Raw genomic sequence first — 23867 nt, forward strand, 5'->3', positions numbered from 1 at the left:
AAACAGATTGAGGAGTTGCAACCTGAATTAATTACGAATTACGAATTACGAACTAGAAATTATTCATACACCCAACAACTTATAAATTAGGCTGTTGATAATGGTTAGAGCAAAAGCCCCCAGTACAGCACTCCAGATCCCGTAACGTAAGCGAAACCCCTCGACTAACCAAGCGGCGACACTAAAACAGACAACGGCAATCATGAATGTGAAAATGCCGGATAACAAATCAAAAGTAAGTAAGTTTGGTACAGTAAAGATCAGGTTTAAAATTGGTCTGACTACTGCTGTAACAATACCCAAAACGACTGCCGAAACCATAGCTTTTTGTGGAGAGTCAACTTCCACTCCTAAAGGCAGCTTACTAATAATCAACAAGCTGATAGATGTTACTACCCAAACAATTAAAAGCGTCACAATATTCATGCCACAACCCTTGAAACGTGAATGGTGATTGGCGCTCAATTACTAAGTTCGACGATAAAGAAATTTTTGCAGCTTAACCAATTATTTGTAAATTAACAGCTATTTTTAGCTTCGGAGAATTTATTTTGGATATCTTTAGGTTTAGCTTTAGCTAAAATACTCCCCTCTCCTGAATCAGGAAAGGGGTTTTGATTAAAGAAAGGGGCGCTCTTAAGGGAATGGCGGTCTTCCCTTATTGATCAACGGCTAGGAGTTGTTGGAGGTGCTACAGGCATTTGAGGCGTAAATTCATTGGGTATAACTGGAGTCATAAAATCAGGATTCACCCCCGGAATTGGTGCGGGTACTCCCCCAGGACTCATGGATGGATTAAATGAGTTGTTGGGTAGTTGAGTCGGGCCGGGTATGATTCCCAAAGATACGCGATCGCCACCTACTTGCCGCATCAAATCTAGTATTTCCACTACATCATTATAAGTTGCAGTTCGTGATGCATTTAACACCAAAATGCCATTAGGGTTGGCTTGAAGATATTGGCTTAAGTTTTGCGCTAACTGATCTCTTTGTACAGGCTCTTTTTCGATGTAAACATTACCGACAGCATCAATAGTCACAATTTGAGTGGCATTCTGTGAAGTCACACCAGTAACTGTACTTGTACTAGCTTTCGGCAAATCAATATTAATTGCCTGTTGTCGCGTAAATTGCAAAGCTGCTAACAAAAAAAACGTCAGGATACAAAAAACGACATCAATTAACGGGAGAATTTGAATTTGTGTTTCTTCAATGGGAGTATGCAAATTAACTTTCATTTTACTATTCCTCCGGCTCTACAGGATCTAAAGAATCAGGTATCTTAGGCGGTTCAGGAGGTTTAGGAAAGGGTTTCTTATCTCGCTGGCGGGGAGGAGGAGTAGCACTTTCTGCTGAAGATTCTTCCTCGATAACTGCGGCAATTTTGTCATAGTTAGGCGGAGACTGACGATATAACAACTCCATTTCATTTCCCGCCTTGCGGAAAATTTTCACTTGGTCAACTACAAAACTTTGAAATAGGCGATAAAACACCAAACTAATAATCGCAACTATCAACCCACTAGCGGTACTGATTAAAGATTCACCAATACCAGTAGTCACACCAGCTGTTGACTCAGTTCCCAAATCGCCAATACGAATTGAACCCAAAGACTGGATCAAACCTAAAACTGTACCCAGCAATCCCAACAGAGGTGAGAGGGCGATGACAGCTTCTAACAGTTTTTCACCCCGACGCATTCCTGCTATTTCGTCTTCAGCAGTGGATTCCAGAGCTAGTCTAAAGGTTTCTGGATCACGCTTCGGGTAGCTTAAGGGAGCATAGAGAAACCTGCCAATAGGCTGATCGCGGGCATTTTTGGCAATATCCGCCGCTACTTCCCAACTATCTTCGGCTGCATTTAATACACGATCCACTATTTCCTTTTCTTGAGTCATGATTCGTAACCAGAACCACAGACGCTCAAAAATCACACTGATAGACAGAACTGATAAAACAAACAGGGGCCACATTGCGGGGCCGCCCTTTTGAAACAAATCTAAAATATCCACTGGTTAGGTTTCCTCCCTCCATTTCTACAGCAACAGTCCCGAAGTATTTTAATTCTCAAGATTAATGCATAATTACCATATTCCAATACAACATCATCGAGCAAATATTGGGCTACAGAGAATCCTTAAGTATCAAAAGTGTTTGATAAGAGAACAGGAAGCAGGCTCGAAACTCACTACTTGTCAGGATTTAATTATCTGTTTGTGTCCTCAGATCATTGGGGGTTGTTATACCTGTTTTTAGACTATATTTATTTTTAGCTGCATTATCTTAGCATTCTGTCAATGTGTCATTTCAATAAATATGGAAGCGAATTTAAAAATGCTAGATTTTGAGCAGTGATTTTTTTAAGCAATTTTCCCATTTAACCACGGTTCCAGTGGAATGTAATATCCAGTTGGGAAAGGTGGCTAAGATTCTAGAGAAAGAATTTCCGCAGTTTTGTCATACTCAATTTTAATGAGGCGATCGCCAATCTCCCTCTACACAGATATCTGCATTAATTTCCGGGGATCTAATACTATTTTCTGATTAATTTAGAGTTTCCCAACTTCCCCAGCTTAAAGCTTTTTGCTGATTAAGGTGCTGAATAAATTCCATAGTAGACTGGTCTGCTGCGGTGGGAGTCTTCAAATCAAACCGAATCGTTTGCAATAGCTGTATATCCCCTTTAGTGAAATAATTACCCACCTGTTGTATTAACCATAACAACCCGCGATTTAAAACCCATCCTAAAAATCCCCGACGTTTAGGAGTCACTAAAATTGTCTGTCCCTCCGCTTTCCCTCCTTCTAGGATGCGGAATGCAAAGATAATGTAAAACCGCAGACAATCTGGCCCTAGTGTCGCAGTGCCACTGCTACCATACCAATAGCACATATTATAAGTAATTTCTTTGGGGTATAGAGGACGAATCAACCGGATTAACCAAGAATCATCCCCTCCCCTTGTAGTGTTACTGAAGCTAATAGCATGGGAGTTGAGGTTTTGGGAATCAAAGACAATTTCCAAAGGTAAATTGTGTACTGTATTAAAGTGGTGAGCGTCAATAGCATTAATCAGCAACACATGGGGATGGCAGTTTTTGACAAACTTCCTACCTAATCTATAATCGCAATCGATCTGTTGTAGTTCCGGTTCAAAGGGTAATGAATTGGGCTTTTCATCTCCTACCCAAACCCAAATCATCCCGTAGTGTTCCGCCGTAGCCCAAGTTTTAATACATACAGGTAAGGGTTTTCCGAGGGCGGGAACATCTACACAAGTACCGCGATTGTCATATTTCCAGTTGTGAAAAAAGCAGCGAATACTATCACCCTCTACCTTCCCCTCGGCTAAATGAGCGCCCATGTGAGGACAATAAGCATCCATCGCCACAACTTCACCGCTAATACCCCGATAAATTGCCAGATTTTTACCCAGCAGCGTTACAGCTTTTACCTTCCCTACTTTTAATTTTTTCGATGGTAACGCCCAGTACCATCCCTCGACAAATTGTGTCGGATTGTTAAAGTTTGAATATGGGCTGTGAGAAAACATAAAAGTTAAAAGAGATCGTTTTAATTATCAGTTGTTCAGATTCTTAAAAGGTCTGTAAGATTAACATAGTATTTGCAGAAATGTCACCTTAGAGGGTAGGGCGGTTATTCCTACCGGGAACTTCTAACATAATTTGTCAAAATTAATTATGTGGTAACCGCGCAGGAGGTGAGGACACAAACAGATGATTAAATCCTCACAATTAGCCTGTTTTCTGCGATGCACTGAGCTTGTCGAAGTGTTCCCCTTTCCTTGTTCCCTTCTATAAATAGAGAGTCAAAACATGAAATTTCCCATCCCATTGTACACTTGGTATCGTAATTTGCTTCGTAATCCCATGTACCGTTGGTGGGTAATTTTAGGAACACTTGTTTATATTCTCAGCCCTATAGATATTTTTCCTGACTTTATACCCATTTTTGGTCAAATTGATGACGTTTTACTGTTGTCTGTGCTTTTTTCTGAGGTTTCTGCTTTAGTGATGAATGCTTGGAAGACGAATAAGGGTTCTGATGAACCTAGCGCCGAAACTGTTGATGTTGACGCGGTGTCTGTTGAGTAGGAGTTTAAACGCAAAGTTACGCGGAGGTACGCTGATAAGGTAGTTGCATATTGTCTGCGCTATTTTGTGGGAATTTGGGTTTCGATTTCTTGGACAAATTCTGTTAAGAATCTAAAGGCTTTTAAGATATAATCCACTGTATCTTGTGGTGAGGTGTTGTAAAAGGAGTTCCAGGCTGAGGCTTTATCTTCATCGTAGCGATCGCCTCTTTCGGGATTTTGTTCTAACCATGCTAATCGCACTGCGTGACCAATTAATACATCTAAAACTATATACTCTTCTATTTGTAAGCTGGGATTATTGGCGACTATTGTTGCTAATTCCATTAAGGCTTCAATATTGACTTTGCGGTATTCTGGCGCTTCGATTTTATTCAGTAAATGCTCAATTCTCAAGGCAAAGTTCTTTTCCCCAGGGGTCATCTCGGCTAAAATCAATTCACTGTCTAAACGATTGCGGCGCTCTAGTTTATCGCCAATGACAATCCCTTTACAATGTTTCATTAATAGCCAAACCTGCTGGAAAAATTCCTTGGGAACTCGGTTTAATGCTCCTTCTGCTTGACGAAATCTCCGCCAACCACCTTGAGGTGCTGTAGTTTCTTCTGTTTCTGTCGATCGCACTACCCAAGCAATATCAGTTTCTTTTTGCTTGACGTGTAGAGATTCCTGCTGGCGTAATAATTTACTTATACCTGTGTAACCTGTTAAGACTTGATGTAAGCGGATTTTCACTTCCAAGGGTGAAAGTTCCATCAACCGTTCATAGGCTTCATCTTGAGTTACACCCAACTCTTGGGCTAATTCACTGGTAATTAATAAGATCAGATAGCCAACTCTTAGGGTGAGTAACCCTTGAAATAGTTCTGGTTCCGATCGCATTAATACACCCAGATAGATGATAATTTCTTGAGTGAGGACGCGATCGCGGATATCTTCACGACAAAAATTATTAATTTTCTCCGTAATTTCCCCGTGAGGCATCGGCACAGAAATCAGTGATGATTTACTATAAGCTCTACCCACAGCAATTTGCTTACCCCGCACCAAAATACTCGTGACTGTATCTGATAAGCTGATATCAATCATTTGTCTTAATCCAGCAGCGCGACGTACCACCGCCCAGATACCTAAATCTCCTGCTTTGGTGTAGACTTCATCCAGTAAATCAGCAGCTGTCACCGGATGTTGTGGGCCACCAAAACCAGTATCAAATGTTAGTCCTTCTAAACGAATTAAAGTTTGTAATAACTCGATTTGTTCGTAGAGATTTTCCGATGACCGCAAGGAAGAAAGCAACAAACCCAAGTTAGTTTCGCATTCCATTTGGAATTCTTGGGTATTTCCTAAACGCCAGTTTCCTCCCGGATGATAAGCCAAGTAATAGCAACGTGGTCCCGCATTTTGCATGGGTGATTGGGAGAAGTCGCCATCTTGAAGAAAATCAATCCTTTGCATTCCAGATGTCAGCATCAGTTGATTCAGTCTGCCCAATTTTACAGCGACACCGTTACATACACCATCTTTAAATTCCTGCATCAGTTCTAATAAAGCCTCAGAACCGATTTCTAACATGGTGTGGGTTAGCATTAAAGTCAGGGTGGGACGACCTAAATCAATCCAATAATCCTGAATATAAGCGAGTTCACTTCTAATTTGATCTATAAGAAATTGATAGTCTAGAGTTAAATAAAACTGTTGCGAATCCAAAAATGAAGGTAAAAATACAATGGTTTCGCCATGAATCCGAAAAAATCGAGATGTGGTTAAACTCCGCAACCTCCTCACCGGGCGACCAGTTAAACCTAGTTTATCGTTACGTCCAATTTGGGTGTAAATAGTGGAAAGTTCGTCGGCTTTTCTGACTTGAATTGGTTGTACTTGCTTGGGTGTTTGAGTTTCAATTCCATGTACTTTGAGTTTAGTTTGTAAGTCCTCATCCTCAGCTAATAAGGCAATTTGGACTAAAGGCTCGCGTTTTTTACCTATACATAAATGTCTACCTAATGGGTCGATATCCCCAACGGCTAGTAAACCTTCATTTAATAGTTGACCGAGAAAGTATAAACTTTGCGCCCAAACTAAAGGGATATTTTCGTTAGGTAATCGCTTTTGACTTTGGGGGTTTAATCTTTCTGCTTCTACGTTTTCGGCGGGGACGTAATAAAGTTCTGGTAATAAACCCACGCCATCAATTTCAATGAGTAATGATTCTAAACGTTCTTGATAATCTTTAATTTGCTGGCTATCACCACGAAATAAACCATCTAAGAATAAGTAAGTGAAAAATAACGGCCATTCACATTCAATATTCTCAAATTGTTTGAGTTCCCAAGGTTCGTAGTGTAGGCGTTTGCTATCTTCTAAAACTGTTTGGTGTCCATCACGCAGGAAGCGTTTGCAACCATATTTTCCTTGGAGTTTGTGGATAATATCATTAAATGTGCGATCGCGTAATTGCACATCTTCGATAGCAAAAGCCGGATAACTAATAATACTTAACAACGCGCCATCAATTTCTTTAGAAGCCGATTCTCTGGGTAATAATGATTCTAAGGTAATGCGGGCGCGGGCGATTTCATCCGGGAGAACATGAATTACTGATGCTTGACTACCACGTACACCAAATAAATCTAGTCCATTGATAGCTTCTAAAGCTGCTTTCGCCATACCGACGGAACTAGCATTTAATTCAGCACTACCATGATTAATTTTATTACCCCGTTCCCAAATGCCGTAATCTGGTGTGCGGTAAGCGCGTCCAATATAGTAAACTAAGTTTTGGATAAAATTGACTTCATCCAGAGTATAAATAATTTGCAAACCTGAAGCTGTCATCTGTGCCAACATCAGTAAAAATATAGATGTGGCATCAATTTGTAAATGTCCCCACTCATCATCACCTACTACGATGTCGGCTGTAGCGGTGTTGTATTTGGCGTGTAAACCATCCAGGGGTGATTGAGTATGTTTAAATTTTTCTACTTTCTGGGATTGACGCAACATCGCAAATAGTAACCCCCGCATCAGCTTAATGACGCTATGTTCCAGTTCATAAGTGCGTCCCTGATCTTCGTCAATTTTGCGGTATGCGAGGGCTAAACCCCAAACGCCCAAAATGCTGTAAACATTATCTCTTACCCAAGCATCTGTATAATCACCGTGGGCGGTTATTGCTGTACTCGCGGGAAGTAAACCAGTAATGGGATTTTGACGCGCTAGGATGATTGTTTTGATTTGCTGGTAGTAAACTTCTAATCGAGCCGGCAATGTGGTGACTGTTTTCATGATTTTATTGAGGGAAACCTGGTAAAACGAGAATCTGTGGTTTTGAATTATATGGGTTTAGAGACTTTCTCATAAAATAACCACCAAAAGCGCACAGAATATATCTCTTTCTCATTTCTCTGTACCTCTGTGGTGGAGCTTCCAGCACGCTACGCGAACGTTTATTTCCGTTCAATCTCTGCGCCAAAGGAAGAATTTAAGTTTTAAAGTAGTAATAGTATCTTATACCAATTTAATATACTTGATCATGGCTGCCAATATCAATCAATCAGGACTTACGCAACAATTGCCAAAAATCTTGATTTATCGTTCGCGTAGCGTGCGCGAAGCGCATACCGCCAAGCCGCCAAGAACGCCAAGAAAACGTAGATTATGCGTAAGTCCTATCAATAAAATAACCATTTCTAACAACTGCTTATCTTCAGATAAATTAAAGATAATTCTACAATCATAAGCAACAGAACAAGACCACAAGCCGGCTAAATTTCCTGTTAATTTATGGGACTTTAGAGAAGGCGTAAATGGATCATCTGCCAAAAGCCTTAATGCTTTAACAATTTGATTCTTTAATGTGGGTTTTTTCTTGATTATCTTTCTAAAAGACCGCTTAAATCCACTACTCCAGACAACTTCCATCATCATTTCCTAGTAAATCAGCAATCAAATCATCAACACTTCCCCTCTTTGCTGTGCCATCATTAAAAGCCTGGATAAGTTCCTGTGCATTAGCCAAAATTTCAACCCGCCGATTCTCAATTCTCTGCTTGTGAAGAAACTCAAATAAATAGTCTTGGTCTTTGGTAGGCAAATTTTCAATGGAATTAATAATTTCTTGCAAAGTCATCATAGAACCTCCTCATCAAGTAAATTCTTTCTTTGCTAACTCTATTTTAATCTCTCAATAAAAATAGTAATTTCATAACAAAGAAGGCATATCCTCAGTAATATGGCATGAGTTCTTAGATGTTTGATGAAATATGGATATTTCAGAACCTTTGTGAGAAAAAATGAGCAATTTTCAGAGATATTGAAGTTTTAAATTTTGAATAGTTTATTCCGGGTATTCGTGAGATACAAAGGGTATTGCCACTATTTCACCTTGAGTTTCTCCGACTTGCACTTTTAAACCCACACCACCTGCTTTGCTGCGAATGTAACCTAGTCCAAAGTGACCGTTTGTAGTTTCAGTATAACTGGTTAGTTTACCAATTTTTTCATCTCCAATGGCGATCGCACTGCCAACTTCTACTGCTGCGTTGAGGCGGATACCCCAGAGGTATTGTTTTACACCTTTATATGTATTTAACCGGGCGATGGTTTCTTGACCGATATAGCAACCTTTATTAAAGGAAATCGTTTGCCATAATCCCACTTCTAGGGGGTTGTAATCATCTGTGAGTTCTGCATCTGGGGCTGGTCTTCCTTGTAAAATTCGTAAGGTTTCCCAGGCGCGATCGCTCAATTCTACCGCCCCTAGTGCTAAAATCTTTTGCCATAGTTGCTCTTTCTGTGCAGTGGGTAAAATCAGTGTATATCCTGGTGCAGCCAAGCCACTACCTACAGCCACTATTACCCCATCCACAAGTTGATGATCACCATAGGATTTACCAATAATTTCCCCAGCCCCCAGATGTTCTATAATGGCATCACTTTCTGGTCCGATGAGGCTAAAGGTTGATGTTTCCTCTGTGACATCTTTTAGTTCCACTTTGTCAGCAAAAAAGATATATTTATCCAGCCATTGGAACAGAGATTCCCGACGACTAGGGGAAGTTAGCAATAGGACTGCATCCTCTAAAATGTAAGCACTAACTAGATCAATGGTGCGGGCGGTGGATGAAACCATTACGGTATCACAGCCCTGTCCTGGTTTGAGGCTTTGAAAATCGTTAGTGCTTTGATTGTGTAAAAATCGCAGACGGTCATCATTAGAAACACGGATACGTCCCCAGTGGGAGCGATCGCAGATAGCAACTTTTGTGATTGCGGCTTGGATAGCTGCTGCATCTTGAGCGTTGGTTGCAGATATTGGCATGGTGTGAAGAGTTGCCCTATTTTCAAATTATTGATCACCTCAAAAATCTTACCAAATAAATTACAGTCCCGTATTTTTTCTGACAAACACCGCCCGATATACAGGTTCACCTTTGTTTTGAGTCCCTATTTCCCTTTCTGTCGCCACTGGTAGAGGGTTTTCTGTTAACCATTCTCCTGTACCAAGTTGCTCAAAATCCGGATTTTCGGCAAAGCGCGATCGCATTTCAGCCGCGACAAACTCCACATCCGATTGCAGAAACACGATTCCCCCCACCGCCAGATAACTAGCTAATTCCGTGACTAATTCTGGTTGTACCACTCGGCGTTTAGCATGGCGGTTTTTAAACCAAGGATCTGGAAATTGAATACTGACCCGTTGTAAAGTTCCTGGAGGTAAAGAAGACAACAAGGACTGCAAGGAATTATTCACATTGCAAAATAAATAATGGAGATTTGTTAAACCCAACTCACTGCGTACCTGATTCGCGTCCACTACCAAGGGTTCTCGAATTTCCAAACCCAGAAAATTCCAGTCAGTTTCTATCTCCGCCATTTTCAACAAAAACCTCCCCCTAGCGCAGCCAATATCTAGATGTAGTGGTTGATTTGGCTGGGGATAAACTTTTTCCCATTCTAGGGCATTTGCTGGCGTTTGATACTTTTTCGCCAGTGGATTTACGTGTTGACGGACTCGGACTAATGGCAAAATTAATACTTCTCCTCGCTTTGATTCTATAAGTACGGGATTTTAACGCAACCGTCCAGGAGGTGAGGAGAGCAATGATTCAACCTTCACAATTAGGGCGAGCCTGATCCCTTTACTAGCATAGATTAATCTTGATACCTTTAGCTGATTCAGGATGATGTTTTTCCCTGGAATTATTCACGAAGTTATTCCGGAGTACCATTTGTCAAAAGTCTGATAAATAAATAATCTTGACTGTACTGATGTAATTGGAGATCCTCTGGTTTAAGCAAGGGTTATACTTTTAATAAAAGCGCTTTTTCAAATTCTTTCTAACATTATCCTATAAATCAATGGTTTTAAATTTTCGTTTTGCCGTAGTTAGTGACTTACATATTACCCTTCCCCATACTATCTGGGATCATCCTAGCCGGTTTCATCTGGTGGAAGTGAGTATCCCCGCTTTTGAAAGTGTAATAGAACATTTAACACAACTTAATTTAGATTTTCTGTTGCTTCCAGGAGACTTAACTCAGCACAGCGAACCGGAAAATCATCTGTGGTTACAATCACGATTAGCCAAGCTACCTTTTCCTACCTATGTTATTCCTGGTAATCATGATGTTCCTGTGCTAGAAGCTAATGAGCAATCAATTGGTTTTGCCGATTTTCCGAAATATTACCGCAAGTTTGGCTACGAAAATCCCCAGAAACTTTACTATACACATCAATTGTTGCCGGGGGTGCGGTTAATTAGTCTCAATTCTAACTTTTTTAATGCAGAGGGTGAATTAGTAGGGCGTTTAGATCCTGCACAACTCAGATGGTTGGAGGAGGTATTAGCCGCCGCAGATGAGGAGTTAGTATTGGTGATGGTACATCATAATGTGGTGGAGCATTTGCCAGAACAATCGCGCCATCCCATAGGTAAGCGCTATATTTTAGAAAATTCTGCGGAATTGTTAGATATATTGCGGCGTTATGGTGTGAAATTGGTATTTACAGGACATTTACACATTCAGGATATTGCTTCCTCCCAAGGTGTTTATGACATTACTACTGGTTCTTTAGTTAGTTATCCTCACCCTTATCGAGTGTTGGAGTTTCAACAGGATAATTACGGCAGACAGTGGTTACAAATTTTATCCCATCGTGTAGCAACAGTACCTGATTTCCCTAATTTGCAGGATTCCTCACGCCAATGGATGGGCGATCGCTCTTTGCCTTTGTTAGTTAAATTATTAACTCAGTACCCTTTAAATCTACCATTGATAGAGGCTAAGAAATTAGCTCCTAGTCTGCGAGATTTTTGGGCAAATATTGCCGATGGTGATGGTTTATTGGATTATCCTGAATTTCCCCCAGCCGTGCGTGAGTATATCCAGACCTATGGTGCGATCGCCAAGGGGATTCCCACCCTCATTGATAATAACAGCACTCTCTTATTAGGTTAGTGAAAATACTGAGCTTGTAATTCAATCAGCAGTCAATTGGCGACAAATGCCGAAAACTGAAGTATAGCCATGTACAAAGGTACTCCCACTCACAGGGCCGATTTCGCCATTACAGAAAAAACCAGCTATGGGTACATCGTGAATGTAACGCCGGAATAACTCCGAATCAAAATTGGACTTACCGTAAAGACCTTGACCACGACCGACACAGGAAAACATCAAAGCAGCAGTTGCAGAAGGTTGGGAAAGTTGTTGCTGCTGATACCTTTCTAGGAGTAATTCTAGGTCTTCGGCCGAAGCTTCCGCATCACGCAGTTGGAATTGTAGACGTTGACCAGGACGAATAATATCACCAATGGCGATCGCCCCCACAGAAGGATCTACCCCCAAGATGCTGCGAATCAAAAAATCTCCCTGCTGTAACGAAAGTTTAAATTGATCCATAACTATCCCCACAAACAGAGACTGCTGTGCTAGCACCCGCTCTTTTTCACTCAGGCTACTAATCAAATCTCGTAACACCACTAGCGGCACTTTTTCATCTAGTTCCAAAATGATATTACGTTCCGCTTTTGTCACTTGCATCGGCTCCCCAATCGGTCTGCATCCTTGAGCCACAATAGTTTCTAAAACAACATTCCCACTCAATGCTAACCCTACCGTTCCCTGACGATATAAGCCTGGTTGCACTCCCTGAGACTCATCATGACAAAACAGAGCTATCTGACTGCTTGAACCCCCAGAACTAGCCTGACCGCCAATAGTTACAGAACCAGGATAAGCAAAATCCAACCCCTGCAATAAATCATTAATCCTGGAAGAAAACGCACTAGATAGCAAAATAAATTGCGTCCCTGGAGATGGTTCCACACCAATCACATCTATCCAAGCATCTGGTGAACTATCCAAATCAGGTAATTCCTCTGCCATCAGATGGAAAACTTGCAGATTCACCCCCGGTAAATGACCCAGTGTCAGGCTAATAGCAGGTTCTGACTCCAATTCTTGAGGTTCCCCACTAGCTGTAGTCCCAATTACCCCCACACCACTACAGCCAATCATTATAGGTACTGAAAGTTTTTCTGCTAGCAAAGGTAAAAGCCGAGAATACTCACTTGCAAAAGCAGAAGAAATAAATACCAGCCCTAAATCCGCAGGTGCTGCTAACGACGACACAGCCTGTTCTACTACATCTGTAACAGCTGCTTCTAAAGAAGGACGGGTTGATAGGGCATTCGCCCACTGCATTTGCTCTGCCATGAATTTCCGGCTGATTTTTTCTTAGTTTAGCTTTTCCGCCCCAAGCCTCCCACTGAAACGATACTCCGTTCAGTGGTGAGTAGTTTTGATTTTTGTCTACTTATTGTTGTCATTTTCATGCCATCATAGCCATAGCTGTGGAGAGAAAACAAGTGAGTAGTATTTGATTGTTGCCCCTACTACATACACTAAATGTATTGTATGATTATACTTTCATAGTACGGATACTACAAAATCTTTCACATTAAATAATCAATAAGCTAAAATACTCAATGTAACAGCTAAGTGGTTAGAATGGTTAACGATAGAACAAAAAGATGCCATTCTTAGAGTTTTTCTATACTGGTACGGAAACCACACAAAGAGATTAAATTATGAGCGATACCAAAGAACAAATCCAAGAAACAATTGAGTCAGAAGTAGAGCAAGCTCGTGCTGTCTGTGACATTTCAGGTAAAGACTCTGCTGAGTGTGCGGCGGCTTGGGATGCAGTAGAAGAACTGCAAGCTGAAGCCTCCCACCAGCGTAATAAGAAGCCAAAAAATTCCCTAGAACAGTACTGTGATGATAACCCAGAAGCAGTAGAGTGCCGTGTTTACGAAGACTAAAAAGTAAGTCGGTAAGTTTATTTTTGCCGCATCAGCAAGCAACTAGAATCTACTTACTGATATCTTGTACCTTAGTGCAAACCCTAGATCAAATGGGTAAGTCTTAAAGATTTCTATTGGGGGTCTATAGATCCTCAAGATGAAATCCCCAAGACGATGAAAATCGGTTTTTTTGAACTTACTAGGTCATAATTTTCTGGCAAGTTCCTTAAATCTCTCGATTGTGCTGTAGGCTAATCCAAGATATTTAAGTTCAAGATGTGTCGGTTGCTTGTTTTTTTACTAGAAATTAAGCAAATCTGAAGATAACTGATTAAAATTTATTATTACTAATCTCAGAAAAAATTATGAATGAAGTTTGGTTTCGCCAGTTTGTCTGGATTGACTATCGACTGGCACTGTTATTTTTAGTATTTATACCTCTAGTTCTGCTAATTTGGGCATTTGTGCAAAAAGCCGAAGGAATGCAACGCCTATTAACTATTTACTGGCGAGTATCAAGTCTGCTCGCAATCACGATTTATTTAATGATTGCTCAGTACCCAGTCGGCTTTATCTCAGCCTGGATGGGACGTATCCTGATTCCCATTTCACTGTGGTTTTGGGTGGATATCAATGATGAAATTGATTATCAAGCAAATACCCCTTTGAAACTAGTTTTTACCTCTTGGCGTTGGGGTGTCAGTGTTTATTCTATTTTAGGTGCAATAGCTCTGGTTCCTTTTTTGGGGTGTGGTGTTTCCGAAACCGCCTTCAAATCTCCTTATTGTCAAGTTTGGCTACAAGCACCGTTACTCTTTAAACAATATTTTCATTACAATAGCACACCGACTTTTCTGGGCTTTCTGGGTATAGTTAGTTTAATAATTTATATAGTTTACTTAACTTACTTTGTCCTGGTGAAGCTTGCTAAACAGGGACGTTCGGCTGCACCACAGTAGTAAAAATGAATCATTCCATTGGTAAGCGCTTGGAACAATACACCTCCAAACGCCCACAAGAAGTATTATTGGTAACAGTGCAAATTGCTGATAAGCAAGATAAAGTTGCCATTTTCAAAGGTTTCTCTAGTTCCTTGATGCGTTCAACTGCATTTGACCCAGATGTACAAGTCATCCCCGATGAAGCCATAATTCTGAGTGTGGATCGGATAAGAAGTCCTTATAATCCTGAATCTCCCGACTATATTCAAACAGCAATTTCTGGGGAAGCTATGGAAGTTTTACTCTCGGAAGTTGGTGTTTAATGGTCATTAGTCATTAGTCATTAGAGATTGGGAAGTAATAATCTTACCAAAAAATTGGGTTGAAAGCCCCGTCGTTCTACGACGGCTTTTAATTGGTTAATGCGCTAAGATGCTGCTATAGTAGTTGTAGTGGAAAGGTAATCAACCACTTAAAAAACCTAGCTGTCGAAAGACACAATACTGAACCTTGATAATTGAATCTATGCTGTTCTACTGCATTATTCTAGTTTCCTCCTAGCAGTGGGTAAAAGATTCATAGGGGCTAGACGAATCAGAATTTTAAAACAAATTGTTTCAAACCAAACAGGACTTGCTAATGCAAATAGGGTAGGGCATACCCGAATTAACGCTTGGGGAGAATCCCACCTCTGGTTTAGATGACGCAAGGACTCTAGATTAAGTGGTTTCGTTGAACCAAGAATCCCCGGCGATTTATCGCGGGGAGTGTCAAACTCCTCACACCTCCGACACTCCCCACACTCCCCACACCTCCCACACCTCCCACACTCCCTCATGTCCCGTTCTGGATACACTCTCCCAGTTTTTGCCTGTGCTGCGGCTATGGCGGCTTTACACTGGTTACGCCTTCGTCAACCTCTCACGTCTGTTTCACTAGACTTGATTTCACCAGCACAAATCGCAGAAATCCCCATTGAACAGGTAGCAGGACTATCTGAAAATATGGCTTTGGCAATTACCCGTAGTGAACCGGGTGATAATCTAGATTTGACGAGAAATACTCCGATTTGGGCGGTTGTGGAATGGCGGAAAGGAGATGGGGAACGGGTGATTATTCAAGGTGGGGAAGGTATTGGTAAACAGCTAAATGCTGGAAATCAACCGGCGATTTATGCTTATGCTCACAGGCTCATACAAGAAAATCTCTGTCGGATGTTAGCGCCTGATGAGAAGATTACGGTGAATATTATTTTACCTGAAGGGCGATCGCTTGCTGTTCGCACCTCTAATTCCGCTTTTGGTGTGGTGGAAGGACTTTCGCTGTTAGGAACGACTGGGATTTCTCAACCTTTAAGTACACCAGATCAATTAGCTACTTTTCGCAGAGAATTACAAGACAAAGCCAGTCGGTTTGAAACTTTGGTATTTTGCATTGGCGAAAATGGTCTAGATTTGGCGCGAAAACTCGGTATTAATCCCGAACAACTGGTAAAAACGGCTAACTGGCTCGGACCATTGTTAGTGGAGGCTGATTTATTGGGGGTTAAAGAAATCTTATTATTTGGCTATCACGGTAAATTGATCAAATTAGCCGGGGGGATTTTCCATACTCACCATCATTTGGCTGATGGTCGTCGGGAGGTTTTAGCAACCCATTGCGCTTTATTGGGTTTGAAGTCAGAAGATATACAAGCTGTATTTGATAGTCCCACAGCTGAAGCAGCTTTAACATATTTAAGGGATTTAGATGCTGCTACAGGTAGTGATTGGGTAAATCAGGTTTATAGTGCGATCGCCCAAGCTATTGATACACGTTCTTTAGAATACATTCAAAGCCATAGCAATAGAGGTAAAGATACCACTGTTTGCGGCTCAATTCTCTTCGACCGCGATCGCCAAATTATCGTCAAGAGCAAAATCGGTTGTATCTTCAGCGAAAAATTGTGTTAATTTATTATGAATAATCATAAATAATCCAAATAAATATTTTTCTCAGTACTCAATCTCAGTTAAGTCATTCTTTTTAACACCATGCCATAAACATAGGCTAAGAAACGCTTTCTACCTAGTGTTTGTGAGCAATCCACTCAACTATCTACCAGCTAAACCAGGCGGTAAGCCGTATCTAGTTTAGACCACAGATCAACCATCTACCTTACATCTACAACCCCCCATCATGAATACATCGGTGACTCTACAGACCGAACAAGGGTCTCAAATAGATAATTTGGGGCTACTAGATCGACAAATCATTGTCATTTTAGACTTCGGTTCACAATATTCAGAACTCATTGCCCGTCGGATCAGAGAAACTCAAGTATACTCAGAAGTTCTCTCCTATCGCACCACATCTGAGCAGTTACGCCAGCTAAATCCCAAAGGCATCATTCTCTCTGGTGGCCCCAACTCAGTTTATGCTGATTACGCTCCTCACTGTGACCCAGAAATCTGGAATTTAGGCATACCCGTTTTAGGTGTTTGCTACGGAATGCAGTTGATGGTTAAGCAACTTGATGGGGAAGTGGAAAAAGCCGAACGCGGTGAATATGGCAAAGCATCATTATATATAAATGACCCCACAGACTTGCTAACTAACGTCGAAGATGGCACCACCATGTGGATGAGTCACGGAGATTCAGTCACCAAAATGCCACCAGGATTTGAATTATTAGCCCACACAGATAATACACCCTGTGCCGCCATTGCCGACCACGAGAAGAAACTTTATGGAGTACAGTTCCATCCCGAAGTAGTCCATTCTCTCGGCGGTTTACCATTAATCCGTAACTTTGTTTATCATATCTGCGATTGTGAACCCACCTGGACAACCGAGGCGTTTGTAGAAGAATCAATTCGGGAAATTCGCGCCAGAGTTGGAGATAAGCGGGTACTGTTAGCTTTATCTGGGGGTGTAGATTCTTCCACCCTGGCCTTTTTACTGTACAAAGCCATTGGGGAGCAGTTAACCTGTGTGTTTATTGACCAAGGCTTTATGCGGAAATTAGAGCCAGAAAGGTTACTGAAGCTATTTAAAGAACAGTTTCATATTCCTGTAGAGTATGTCATGGCGCGCGATCGCTTCCTGAATATGATTGAAGGAGTCACAGATCCCGAAGAAAAACGCCGCCGTATCGGACATGAATTTATTCAGGTATTTGAAGAAACATCCAAACGCCTGGGACACTTTGACTACTTAGCACAAGGTACACTCTATCCCGATGTCATCGAATCTGCTGATACCAACGTCGATCCCCAAACAGGCGAACGGGTAGCAGTCAAAATCAAAAGTCATCATAACGTTGGTGGTTTACCCAAAGACCTGCGGTTTAAACTAGTGGAACCATTGCGGAAACTGTTTAAAGATGAAGTCCGTAAAGTCGGGCGTGCGATCGGTTTACCAGAAGAAATAGTCCAACGCCAACCCTTCCCCGGCCCCGGTTTAGCCATTCGCATCTTAGGGGAAGTCACCGCCGAACGGTTGAACATTTTACGTGATGCTGATTTAATAGTCCGCCAAGAAATTAACAAACGTGGTTTATATCACGAAGTTTGGCAAGCATTCGCCGTATTATTACCCGTTCGCAGTGTCGGCGTAATGGGCGACAAACGTACCTATGCTTACCCCATTGTCCTGCGTATAGTCACCAGTGAAGACGGTATGACTGCTGACTGGGCGCGGATACCTTACGATGTTTTGGAAGATATTTCCAACCGCATTGTCAATGAAGTCAAAGGTGTGAACCGTGTGGTTTATGATATTACCTCTAAGCCTCCTGGAACCATAGAATGGGAATAATTTTTCCCTAATTTAATCAACCATAGATGGACACAGATAATTTATCAGTGTCCATTTTTTCTGTTATTCTCCACTTTTCCGTTTCCCTAAAAGCCACCGTAGGGTGGGTATAGCCCTGGGGTCATACGACAGCGTAACCCACCAAAACCCTGTCATCTTAATTTTTATTCAATCTCATTAATCCAGTTTTGAATAGCACTGAGTAAATTTGACTGATTTTGTGGAAAACCTTTCAATGGTGCATCTAATGGTTGGTCAGTGATAAAAGCAATATCTAACACATCTGTTAGATTCTTACAGAAAGTCACAATTTCTTGATTTGGTTCGCAGTTCTTGATAATTAAAGCTAGTTTTTCTGTTTGCAGACGGTTTGTAATTTCGGGAATAATTCGTTTTAGTTGAGGTGCGTTGTTGACTGAGGGAATTTCTGTAAGTTTGGTAAAAGCGGTGAAATAAATTTGGTTACAGATTTCTTGAGATATGGCGCTGATATCTGTTTCGCCTTGGAGTGTTTGGAGGTTGAGAATAAGGGGATAGGTTTTATCTGTGGGTTGGAGTTGAGTCAGGAGGGAATCAGTATCTGTAAATTGGCTTTCTAAATTTTTAATTGGGGATAGTTCACCATGCCAAGCGCGGTAAAATTCGGGATAAGTCATATTTTCGGCGCAGCAAACAAGAAATTCTCTACAAATTTCATAAGCTATTGAACTGGTTGGTCGATTATCTTGAATGAATTTTTGCTCTCCCTCAAAACCATTCATAGATGAATTTTTTGGATTTTGTTTCTTCTTTTGATCCCGCCATTGCGATAAGATTTTTTGCCATTTTTTATCTTCTTCAAACCATCTAGAGAAATGTTGATAACAACTAGCAAAATTCTCTTTAAATATTTCCTTAACAAAGGGTATATAACTATTGGCATTTTTGAGCAATACTTCCCGTTTACCTCTGTGAATTTTAGAAAAAGATGTAACACTTATTATTTGAATATTATCGGGAAAATTCAATGTCCACAAAAACCAAAAATTATCCGTTGATTTATTAACTATCACTATTTCATCACCAGATAATTTGAGCAAAGCATCTATATTCTCTTCTAAAGAATCCAAAAGACACTCTAAGCCAAAGTCCAAATATTTAGAACCACAAATCAAATATAATAAACTTTGTAAAGCAGTTGAATTACTAGAGTCTAGTTTTAATAAATTAGAAGCAATCTCTACTGCAAACTTCTGAGACAAATCACTAGGGGTTACACTACACGAAAAATCTAGAATTTCATCTCTCATCTCAATAAGCAATTTTTCTAAGGTATTAATGACCGTTTGATTACCTCTTTCAATCCTACCCAATGTATAAGCTGCTTTTGCGCGCACATAGCGATTATCATCCGATGATATTAATTGCTTGAGTAATTCGATAAACTGAGGACTATCAATACCTATTTCCCGTAACATTTCAAAGAGATAAATCCGAATATACCAATGTTGATTAGTATTGATATTATCGATGGCATTTTCAATTAACTGAGAATAATCATAATTTTGTATCTTTCTCAGTTTATTAATAGCCCAGACAATTTTGTAAAAAATATTGCAATCTAAATCATAGTCTTCATCAGGATCATATTTTTCATCAGGATATGTACTTTCCATCATATCAATGATAGTTTCGATGGACTTTTTATTGTTAGGTTCAAGCTCACCCAATCTGATAGCAGCACATAGGCGGATATCTCTATCCTGACTATCTAGCAATCGTAAAAATACTTCACTAGAGTCAATATCAAACAAGATACTAATAATTTCATATTTACTCTGATAATGCGGATACTCTAGCCCCGTGAGTAATGTCTGAATAATATTTTCAACCGGAGATGTGTATCCATCAGAATCTTGAACGTTTTTATTCGTGTGAGTAATACAGTCAGCTATTTTTTTTGCTGCAATTTTCTGGGTATCTATATCTCGAGTATCTAGCAAATTGATTAATTCTGACATTTTTTTACTAGAGTCAATATCAGATTCAGGTAGTAGACTAATAGGTTCTTTTTCAATCTCTAAAGTGCTATCTGCTCCCTGTTCCGAATTTAAGCTAGTATTTGAAGTATTAAAGTTTTCTTCTTTCAAGGATTTAAATAAACTATCATTCTCTTTGTGCATCTCAAATGCCATTTTGTCTATAGGACAGATTACATCACTTGCCTTTTGTTTATATATACCCCAACAATTATCTTGAAAGTTATGGACATACTTCTTAAATTCTTCTTTTTTATGTAAATCATCTGTTTTCATTTTTTCCATCCAAAACATAATTACTTCCTTCCACTGCGGGTCAAAAATGCGATATGTTCCGTCTTCTGGGTTATCAGGAACATGATTTAAAAAATAATGCCCATAATCAATAGCCAAAGCTGCAAAATATTCCTGAAAATTAGGATGAAGGAAAGCATAAACCTTTTCATTTATATTTACCGGATTCAACCAACCTAACTCACAAGCTAAATTAAATAATTCCTGAGTCATCACATCAACTGCTAAACTCTCAGGTAGTTGAAATCTATACTTGCTGTCAATTCCTGCTAAAGCTAATCTACCTAAAGCTTCGTGTAATTGTTTTCTTAAGGTGTAAGTTAAATCTTTAGTAATGCACTCAGGTTTCCAATCATAAAAATGCTGTAGGTATAAATGGAATATTTCTGTTTTGGTTTCTGGTAATTCTCCATGCCTATTTTGATAAATTTCACATAAAATAGATAACATTAGAGGATTGGCAACTAATGCTCTAATATTCAGTTTAAATCGTTCTCTTAAATCTAATTCTGCCTTTAGTTCATAGCCACGTGGCATATTATTTGCATATTTAAACCATTCTTCAATAAATTCATCAACTTGTTGAGGCGTAAATTCCTGAATTTTATAGGTATCAAACTCAGGTAATATATTATTATTTAAACTTGCATCCCAAACATTTAATCGACAAGTCAAAACTACCCGCGCTTGTCCTACCCAAACTGTCAAGGCTTGAGAAATTTTATTTAATGCTTTTATAGATGAAGATTCCCCCATTTCATCTACACCATCTAACAGCAACCAAACATTACCTGCATAAAAACGGTTTATTAGCTGATTTTCTATTTCTGGAGTGGAATTTCTCCCAGATAATCCCATTGCATGAGGTAGCCACTTTGTGAGTATATATTCGTCTAATTTCATACCTTGCAAATTAGCAAGAGAAATCACAATCACTAGGTCTTTATTTTCTTCTTTGATGTGTGATGCAATAGCATTTAATAAAGTAGTTTTACCTGCTCCCGGTTCTCCCACTATTGCAATGTTCTTGTTTTTATCCCCAGAATTTTGACTGATGACCTGTTGCAGAAAATCCTTATGTTCATAGGTTTTGGTGATAAATTCCTCGTCTAGCTGATAAACTTGTTCTCTAGGAACACTCTCATCTCGTCTTTGTTGCTGTTTTCGTTGTACCAAACCCAGTGGAACATGAACATTTACCTCAAATCCCATTGCAGAGGCTTTTCTTCTAATCTGCTGCTCATTTAGGACGGTGTGACTAACTTCCAGCCAGTTAACATCTTCTTGTTTTTGAGTGGTATTTACAGATTGAGAAAACCACTCATCAGCATCAACAATATCTGTCGGTGATATTTCCAAAGCTTTTGCTATAGCTTCGATAGTATTTCTATCTTTTGGTTCTCCTCTCAAAAGAGTATTGAGAGTCTTAATATCTATTTCAGCCAGTTCTGCCAATTTCTTAAGAGAGTAACCTTTTTCTCCCCTTTTCTTCTCAATCAAATCTCTACCTTCAGGTTTGATAGCAATACCACGGTTACGTTGACTATTCATAGGTACACAGTTAACTTCGTTACAACTATCAATACTTTAGTCAACCTGATTGCTTATTGGGAAGTGGAGATAAAGGAAGATAAAGAATTTAATATCTTCCCTTAATTTCCCTATACATAAGTAATATTAGTGACAACGGCATTGAAGTTTTCTAATTTCTCTTGTTCAGGGCATTTCTTACCTGAATTCTTATGCTTGTTTTGTGTGATTTGTCAAGTCCACAATGTAGCAAATTATATCAACCTACCCTGGAACCCCTAATCAATACTCTGCGACAAATATCATGGTTTCATCGCCGTATTTGTTCGATTTCCGCTCCCCTAGCCTAGAGCTACATTCAGATTATTCAATCAAGCAAAAGTCACCAAATATGATATACTTCTTGAATTGTAAAGTAATAAAAAACAGTTTGCTAAAAAGTTAGCAATGATATACAGCCATGATAAAGGTTATAGTAAGTATCAAATTCAATTATCCCAAAAAATCAAAAAAATTAGCAAAAGCATCATAACATCATCAATAAATCATCACAAAATTATTCGTATCGAAGTAAAAATAGATAATAATATAGAACCTCTGCAATGGCTACTGCAACAGCAAAATAGTAGTAAAACTTACTGGTCAGATCGAGAACATAGATTTGAAATGGCTGGTGTAGGAGAAGCAGACGTTGAATTTGGTCAAAACTCAATTGAATATTCTAAATTTTTTCCTAAATTAAAGAGCCGCCTTTCCTCATCATACAAAAACCTCCGCTATTATGGCGGTATTAGTTTTAATCAAAACCGACAAAGAGAGCAAAATTGGCAGCAATTTGGTAATTATAGATTTGTCGTCCCCAAATTTGAAATTTATGCTGAAAAGGATGAAACTTATTTAGCCTGTAATTTCCTGCTCAAAGATTCACAAAATTACCGTTTACAGCTAAATCAGCTTTTATCTGAACTGAAAAATCTAGTTTTTGATCAACCTTCTCATCCCATCTCTTTACCCACACTTATTAGCAGAACTAATTTACCTAATCAGAGCGACTGGAATCGAAATGTTAACGCAGCATTGACTTCTTTTACTCAGGGAGACACGACAAAAATTGTTCTTGCTCGGAAATCTATATTTGAATTTAACGATAAAATAGAACCTCTGAACTTGTTGTTATTTCTCAAAAAAAATAATCCTCACCTCTTTCATTTTTGTTTTCAACCTAGTTTAGGTAACGCCTTTATTGGTGCTTCACCAGAGCGCCTATATAACCGTACAGAAAGATTATTACAGACCGAAGCCCTAGCTGGTACTCGTCCTCGCGGTAATTCTTTAGAAGAAGACCAAAATTTAAGTCAAGAACTACTCACATCAGAAAAAGATATCAGAGAACATCAGCTGGTAATTCACACCCTAAGAAAAGTCCTTCACCAGCTGTGCCATTCCATAGGAAAACCAAGAGATCCAGTGCTTCTAAAGTTGAATAAAGTTCAACATCTATATACACCTTGTAATGGTATTTTATTAGAAGATTTTTCTGATGTAGAGATTCTACCACAGTTAAATCCTACACCAGCAGTCGGAGGTTATCCTAGAGAGCAAGCATTAATGGCAATCAATGAACTAGAGCCATTTGACAGAGGTTGGTATGCAGCCCCTGTAGGTTCGATAGGTCATAATTCTGCTGAATTTGCTGTGGCTATCCGTTCTGGTTTAGTACAAAATAATCAGCTTTCTCTGTTTTCTGGATCTGGTATTGTCGAAGGTTCTCAACCGGAAGCTGAATGGCAAGAAATAGAAAATAAACTGGGAACTTTTATTCACATGATTGACTGTTTATCAAAGGATAAACAATAGT

General features: G+C 39.7%; 19 protein-coding genes. 8 read left to right on the forward strand and 11 right to left on the reverse strand.

What is annotated here, in order from left to right:
• Window positions 1-63: 63 nt before the first annotated feature.
• From VB620_RS03315 to VB620_RS03330, 4 genes are all read right to left on the reverse strand, one after another.
• The gene (locus VB620_RS03315) at window positions 64-426 is read right to left on the reverse strand and encodes a phage holin family protein (protein ID WP_323194708.1); all 363 of its coding nucleotides are present in this window, start codon (window positions 424-426) and stop codon (window positions 64-66) included.
• 239 nt (window positions 427-665) lie between these two features.
• Window positions 666-1238 (reverse strand): ExbD/TolR family protein, encoded by a 573-nt coding sequence (locus VB620_RS03320; protein WP_323194709.1) that lies wholly within the window; start codon window positions 1236-1238, stop codon window positions 666-668.
• 4 nt (window positions 1239-1242) lie between these two features.
• Window positions 1243-2013 (reverse strand): MotA/TolQ/ExbB proton channel family protein, encoded by a 771-nt coding sequence (locus VB620_RS03325; RefSeq protein WP_323194710.1) that lies wholly within the window; start codon window positions 2011-2013, stop codon window positions 1243-1245.
• Window positions 2014-2545: 532 nt separating this feature from the next.
• Complete coding sequence (locus tag VB620_RS03330) at window positions 2546-3553, reverse strand: aromatic ring-hydroxylating dioxygenase subunit alpha (RefSeq protein ID WP_323194711.1); 1008 nt, start codon at window positions 3551-3553, stop codon at window positions 2546-2548.
• 283 nt (window positions 3554-3836) lie between these two features.
• Between VB620_RS03330 and VB620_RS03335 the strand changes: the two genes are divergently transcribed.
• Entirely contained in the window at window positions 3837-4115 is a 279-nt protein-coding gene (locus tag VB620_RS03335; protein ID WP_323194712.1) for a YkvA family protein, read from the forward strand.
• A 59-nt stretch (window positions 4116-4174) separates the two neighbouring features.
• On the opposite strand, the gene VB620_RS03340 is transcribed toward VB620_RS03335, so the two are convergent.
• From VB620_RS03340 to trmB, 5 genes are all read right to left on the reverse strand, one after another.
• A complete protein-coding gene (locus VB620_RS03340; protein ID WP_323194713.1) occupies window positions 4175-7402 on the reverse strand; it encodes a glycoside hydrolase family 15 protein in 3228 nt (1075 codons plus the stop codon).
• A gap of 303 nt (window positions 7403-7705) precedes the next feature.
• Window positions 7706-8044: a type II toxin-antitoxin system RelE/ParE family toxin gene (locus VB620_RS03345; RefSeq protein WP_323194714.1), complete on the reverse strand. Its 339-nt coding sequence runs from the start codon at window positions 8042-8044 to the stop codon at window positions 7706-7708.
• Window positions 8019-8249, reverse strand: coding sequence for a hypothetical protein (locus VB620_RS03350; protein ID WP_323194715.1), 231 nt, complete (start codon window positions 8247-8249; stop codon window positions 8019-8021). Before VB620_RS03350 ends, VB620_RS03345 begins: the two co-directional genes overlap by 26 nt.
• A gap of 204 nt (window positions 8250-8453) precedes the next feature.
• Entirely contained in the window at window positions 8454-9437 is a 984-nt protein-coding gene (gene ygfZ / locus VB620_RS03355) for a CAF17-like 4Fe-4S cluster assembly/insertion protein YgfZ (RefSeq protein WP_323194716.1), read from the reverse strand.
• Window positions 9438-9497: 60 nt separating this feature from the next.
• Window positions 9498-10145: a tRNA (guanosine(46)-N7)-methyltransferase TrmB gene (trmB, locus tag VB620_RS03360; protein ID WP_323194717.1), complete on the reverse strand. Its 648-nt coding sequence runs from the start codon at window positions 10143-10145 to the stop codon at window positions 9498-9500.
• 332 nt (window positions 10146-10477) lie between these two features.
• On the opposite strand from trmB, the gene VB620_RS03365 reads away from it, so the two are divergent.
• The gene (locus tag VB620_RS03365) at window positions 10478-11578 is read left to right on the forward strand and encodes a metallophosphoesterase family protein (protein WP_323194718.1); all 1101 of its coding nucleotides are present in this window, start codon (window positions 10478-10480) and stop codon (window positions 11576-11578) included.
• A 21-nt stretch (window positions 11579-11599) separates the two neighbouring features.
• Here VB620_RS03365 and VB620_RS03370 read toward each other — a convergent pair whose 3' ends face one another.
• Window positions 11600-12838, reverse strand: a complete 1239-nt coding sequence (locus VB620_RS03370) for an FIST signal transduction protein (protein ID WP_323194719.1) — start codon at window positions 12836-12838, stop codon at window positions 11600-11602.
• A 374-nt stretch (window positions 12839-13212) separates the two neighbouring features.
• On the opposite strand from VB620_RS03370, the gene VB620_RS03375 reads away from it, so the two are divergent.
• The 5 genes from VB620_RS03375 to guaA all read left to right on the forward strand — a co-directional run bounded on the left by VB620_RS03375 (window position 13213) and on the right by guaA (window position 18167).
• The gene (locus tag VB620_RS03375; RefSeq protein WP_323194720.1) at window positions 13213-13446 is read left to right on the forward strand and encodes a Calvin cycle protein CP12; all 234 of its coding nucleotides are present in this window, start codon (window positions 13213-13215) and stop codon (window positions 13444-13446) included.
• 347 nt (window positions 13447-13793) lie between these two features.
• The gene (locus VB620_RS03380) at window positions 13794-14387 is read left to right on the forward strand and encodes a DUF3177 family protein (protein WP_323194721.1); all 594 of its coding nucleotides are present in this window, start codon (window positions 13794-13796) and stop codon (window positions 14385-14387) included.
• 5 nt (window positions 14388-14392) lie between these two features.
• On the forward strand, window positions 14393-14692 hold the full coding sequence (locus VB620_RS03385; RefSeq protein ID WP_323194722.1) for a DUF7734 family protein: 300 nt from the start codon (window positions 14393-14395) through the stop codon (window positions 14690-14692).
• Window positions 14693-15205: 513 nt separating this feature from the next.
• On the forward strand, window positions 15206-16321 hold the full coding sequence (gene cbiD / locus VB620_RS03390) for a cobalt-precorrin-5B (C(1))-methyltransferase CbiD (protein WP_323194723.1): 1116 nt from the start codon (window positions 15206-15208) through the stop codon (window positions 16319-16321).
• A 226-nt stretch (window positions 16322-16547) separates the two neighbouring features.
• Window positions 16548-18167, forward strand: a complete 1620-nt coding sequence (guaA, locus tag VB620_RS03395) for a glutamine-hydrolyzing GMP synthase (protein ID WP_323194724.1) — start codon at window positions 16548-16550, stop codon at window positions 18165-18167.
• 164 nt (window positions 18168-18331) lie between these two features.
• On the opposite strand, the gene VB620_RS03400 is transcribed toward guaA, so the two are convergent.
• Window positions 18332-22030 carry an NACHT C-terminal alpha/beta 1 domain-containing protein gene (locus tag VB620_RS03400; protein ID WP_323194725.1) on the reverse strand — a complete coding sequence of 1233 codons (3699 nt, stop codon included), beginning with the start codon at window positions 22028-22030 and terminating at the stop codon, window positions 18332-18334.
• Window positions 22031-22456: 426 nt separating this feature from the next.
• Here VB620_RS03400 and VB620_RS03405 point away from each other — a divergent pair, with 426 nt between their 5' ends.
• Window positions 22457-23866, forward strand: a complete 1410-nt coding sequence (locus VB620_RS03405; RefSeq protein WP_323194726.1) for an isochorismate synthase — start codon at window positions 22457-22459, stop codon at window positions 23864-23866.
• The last annotated feature ends 1 nt before the right edge of the window (window position 23867 follow it).

It is taken from the genome of Nodularia harveyana UHCC-0300 (genome assembly GCF_034931085.1).
In the GTDB taxonomy this organism is placed as follows: Bacteria; Cyanobacteriota; Cyanobacteriia; order Cyanobacteriales; family Nostocaceae; genus Nodularia; species Nodularia harveyana.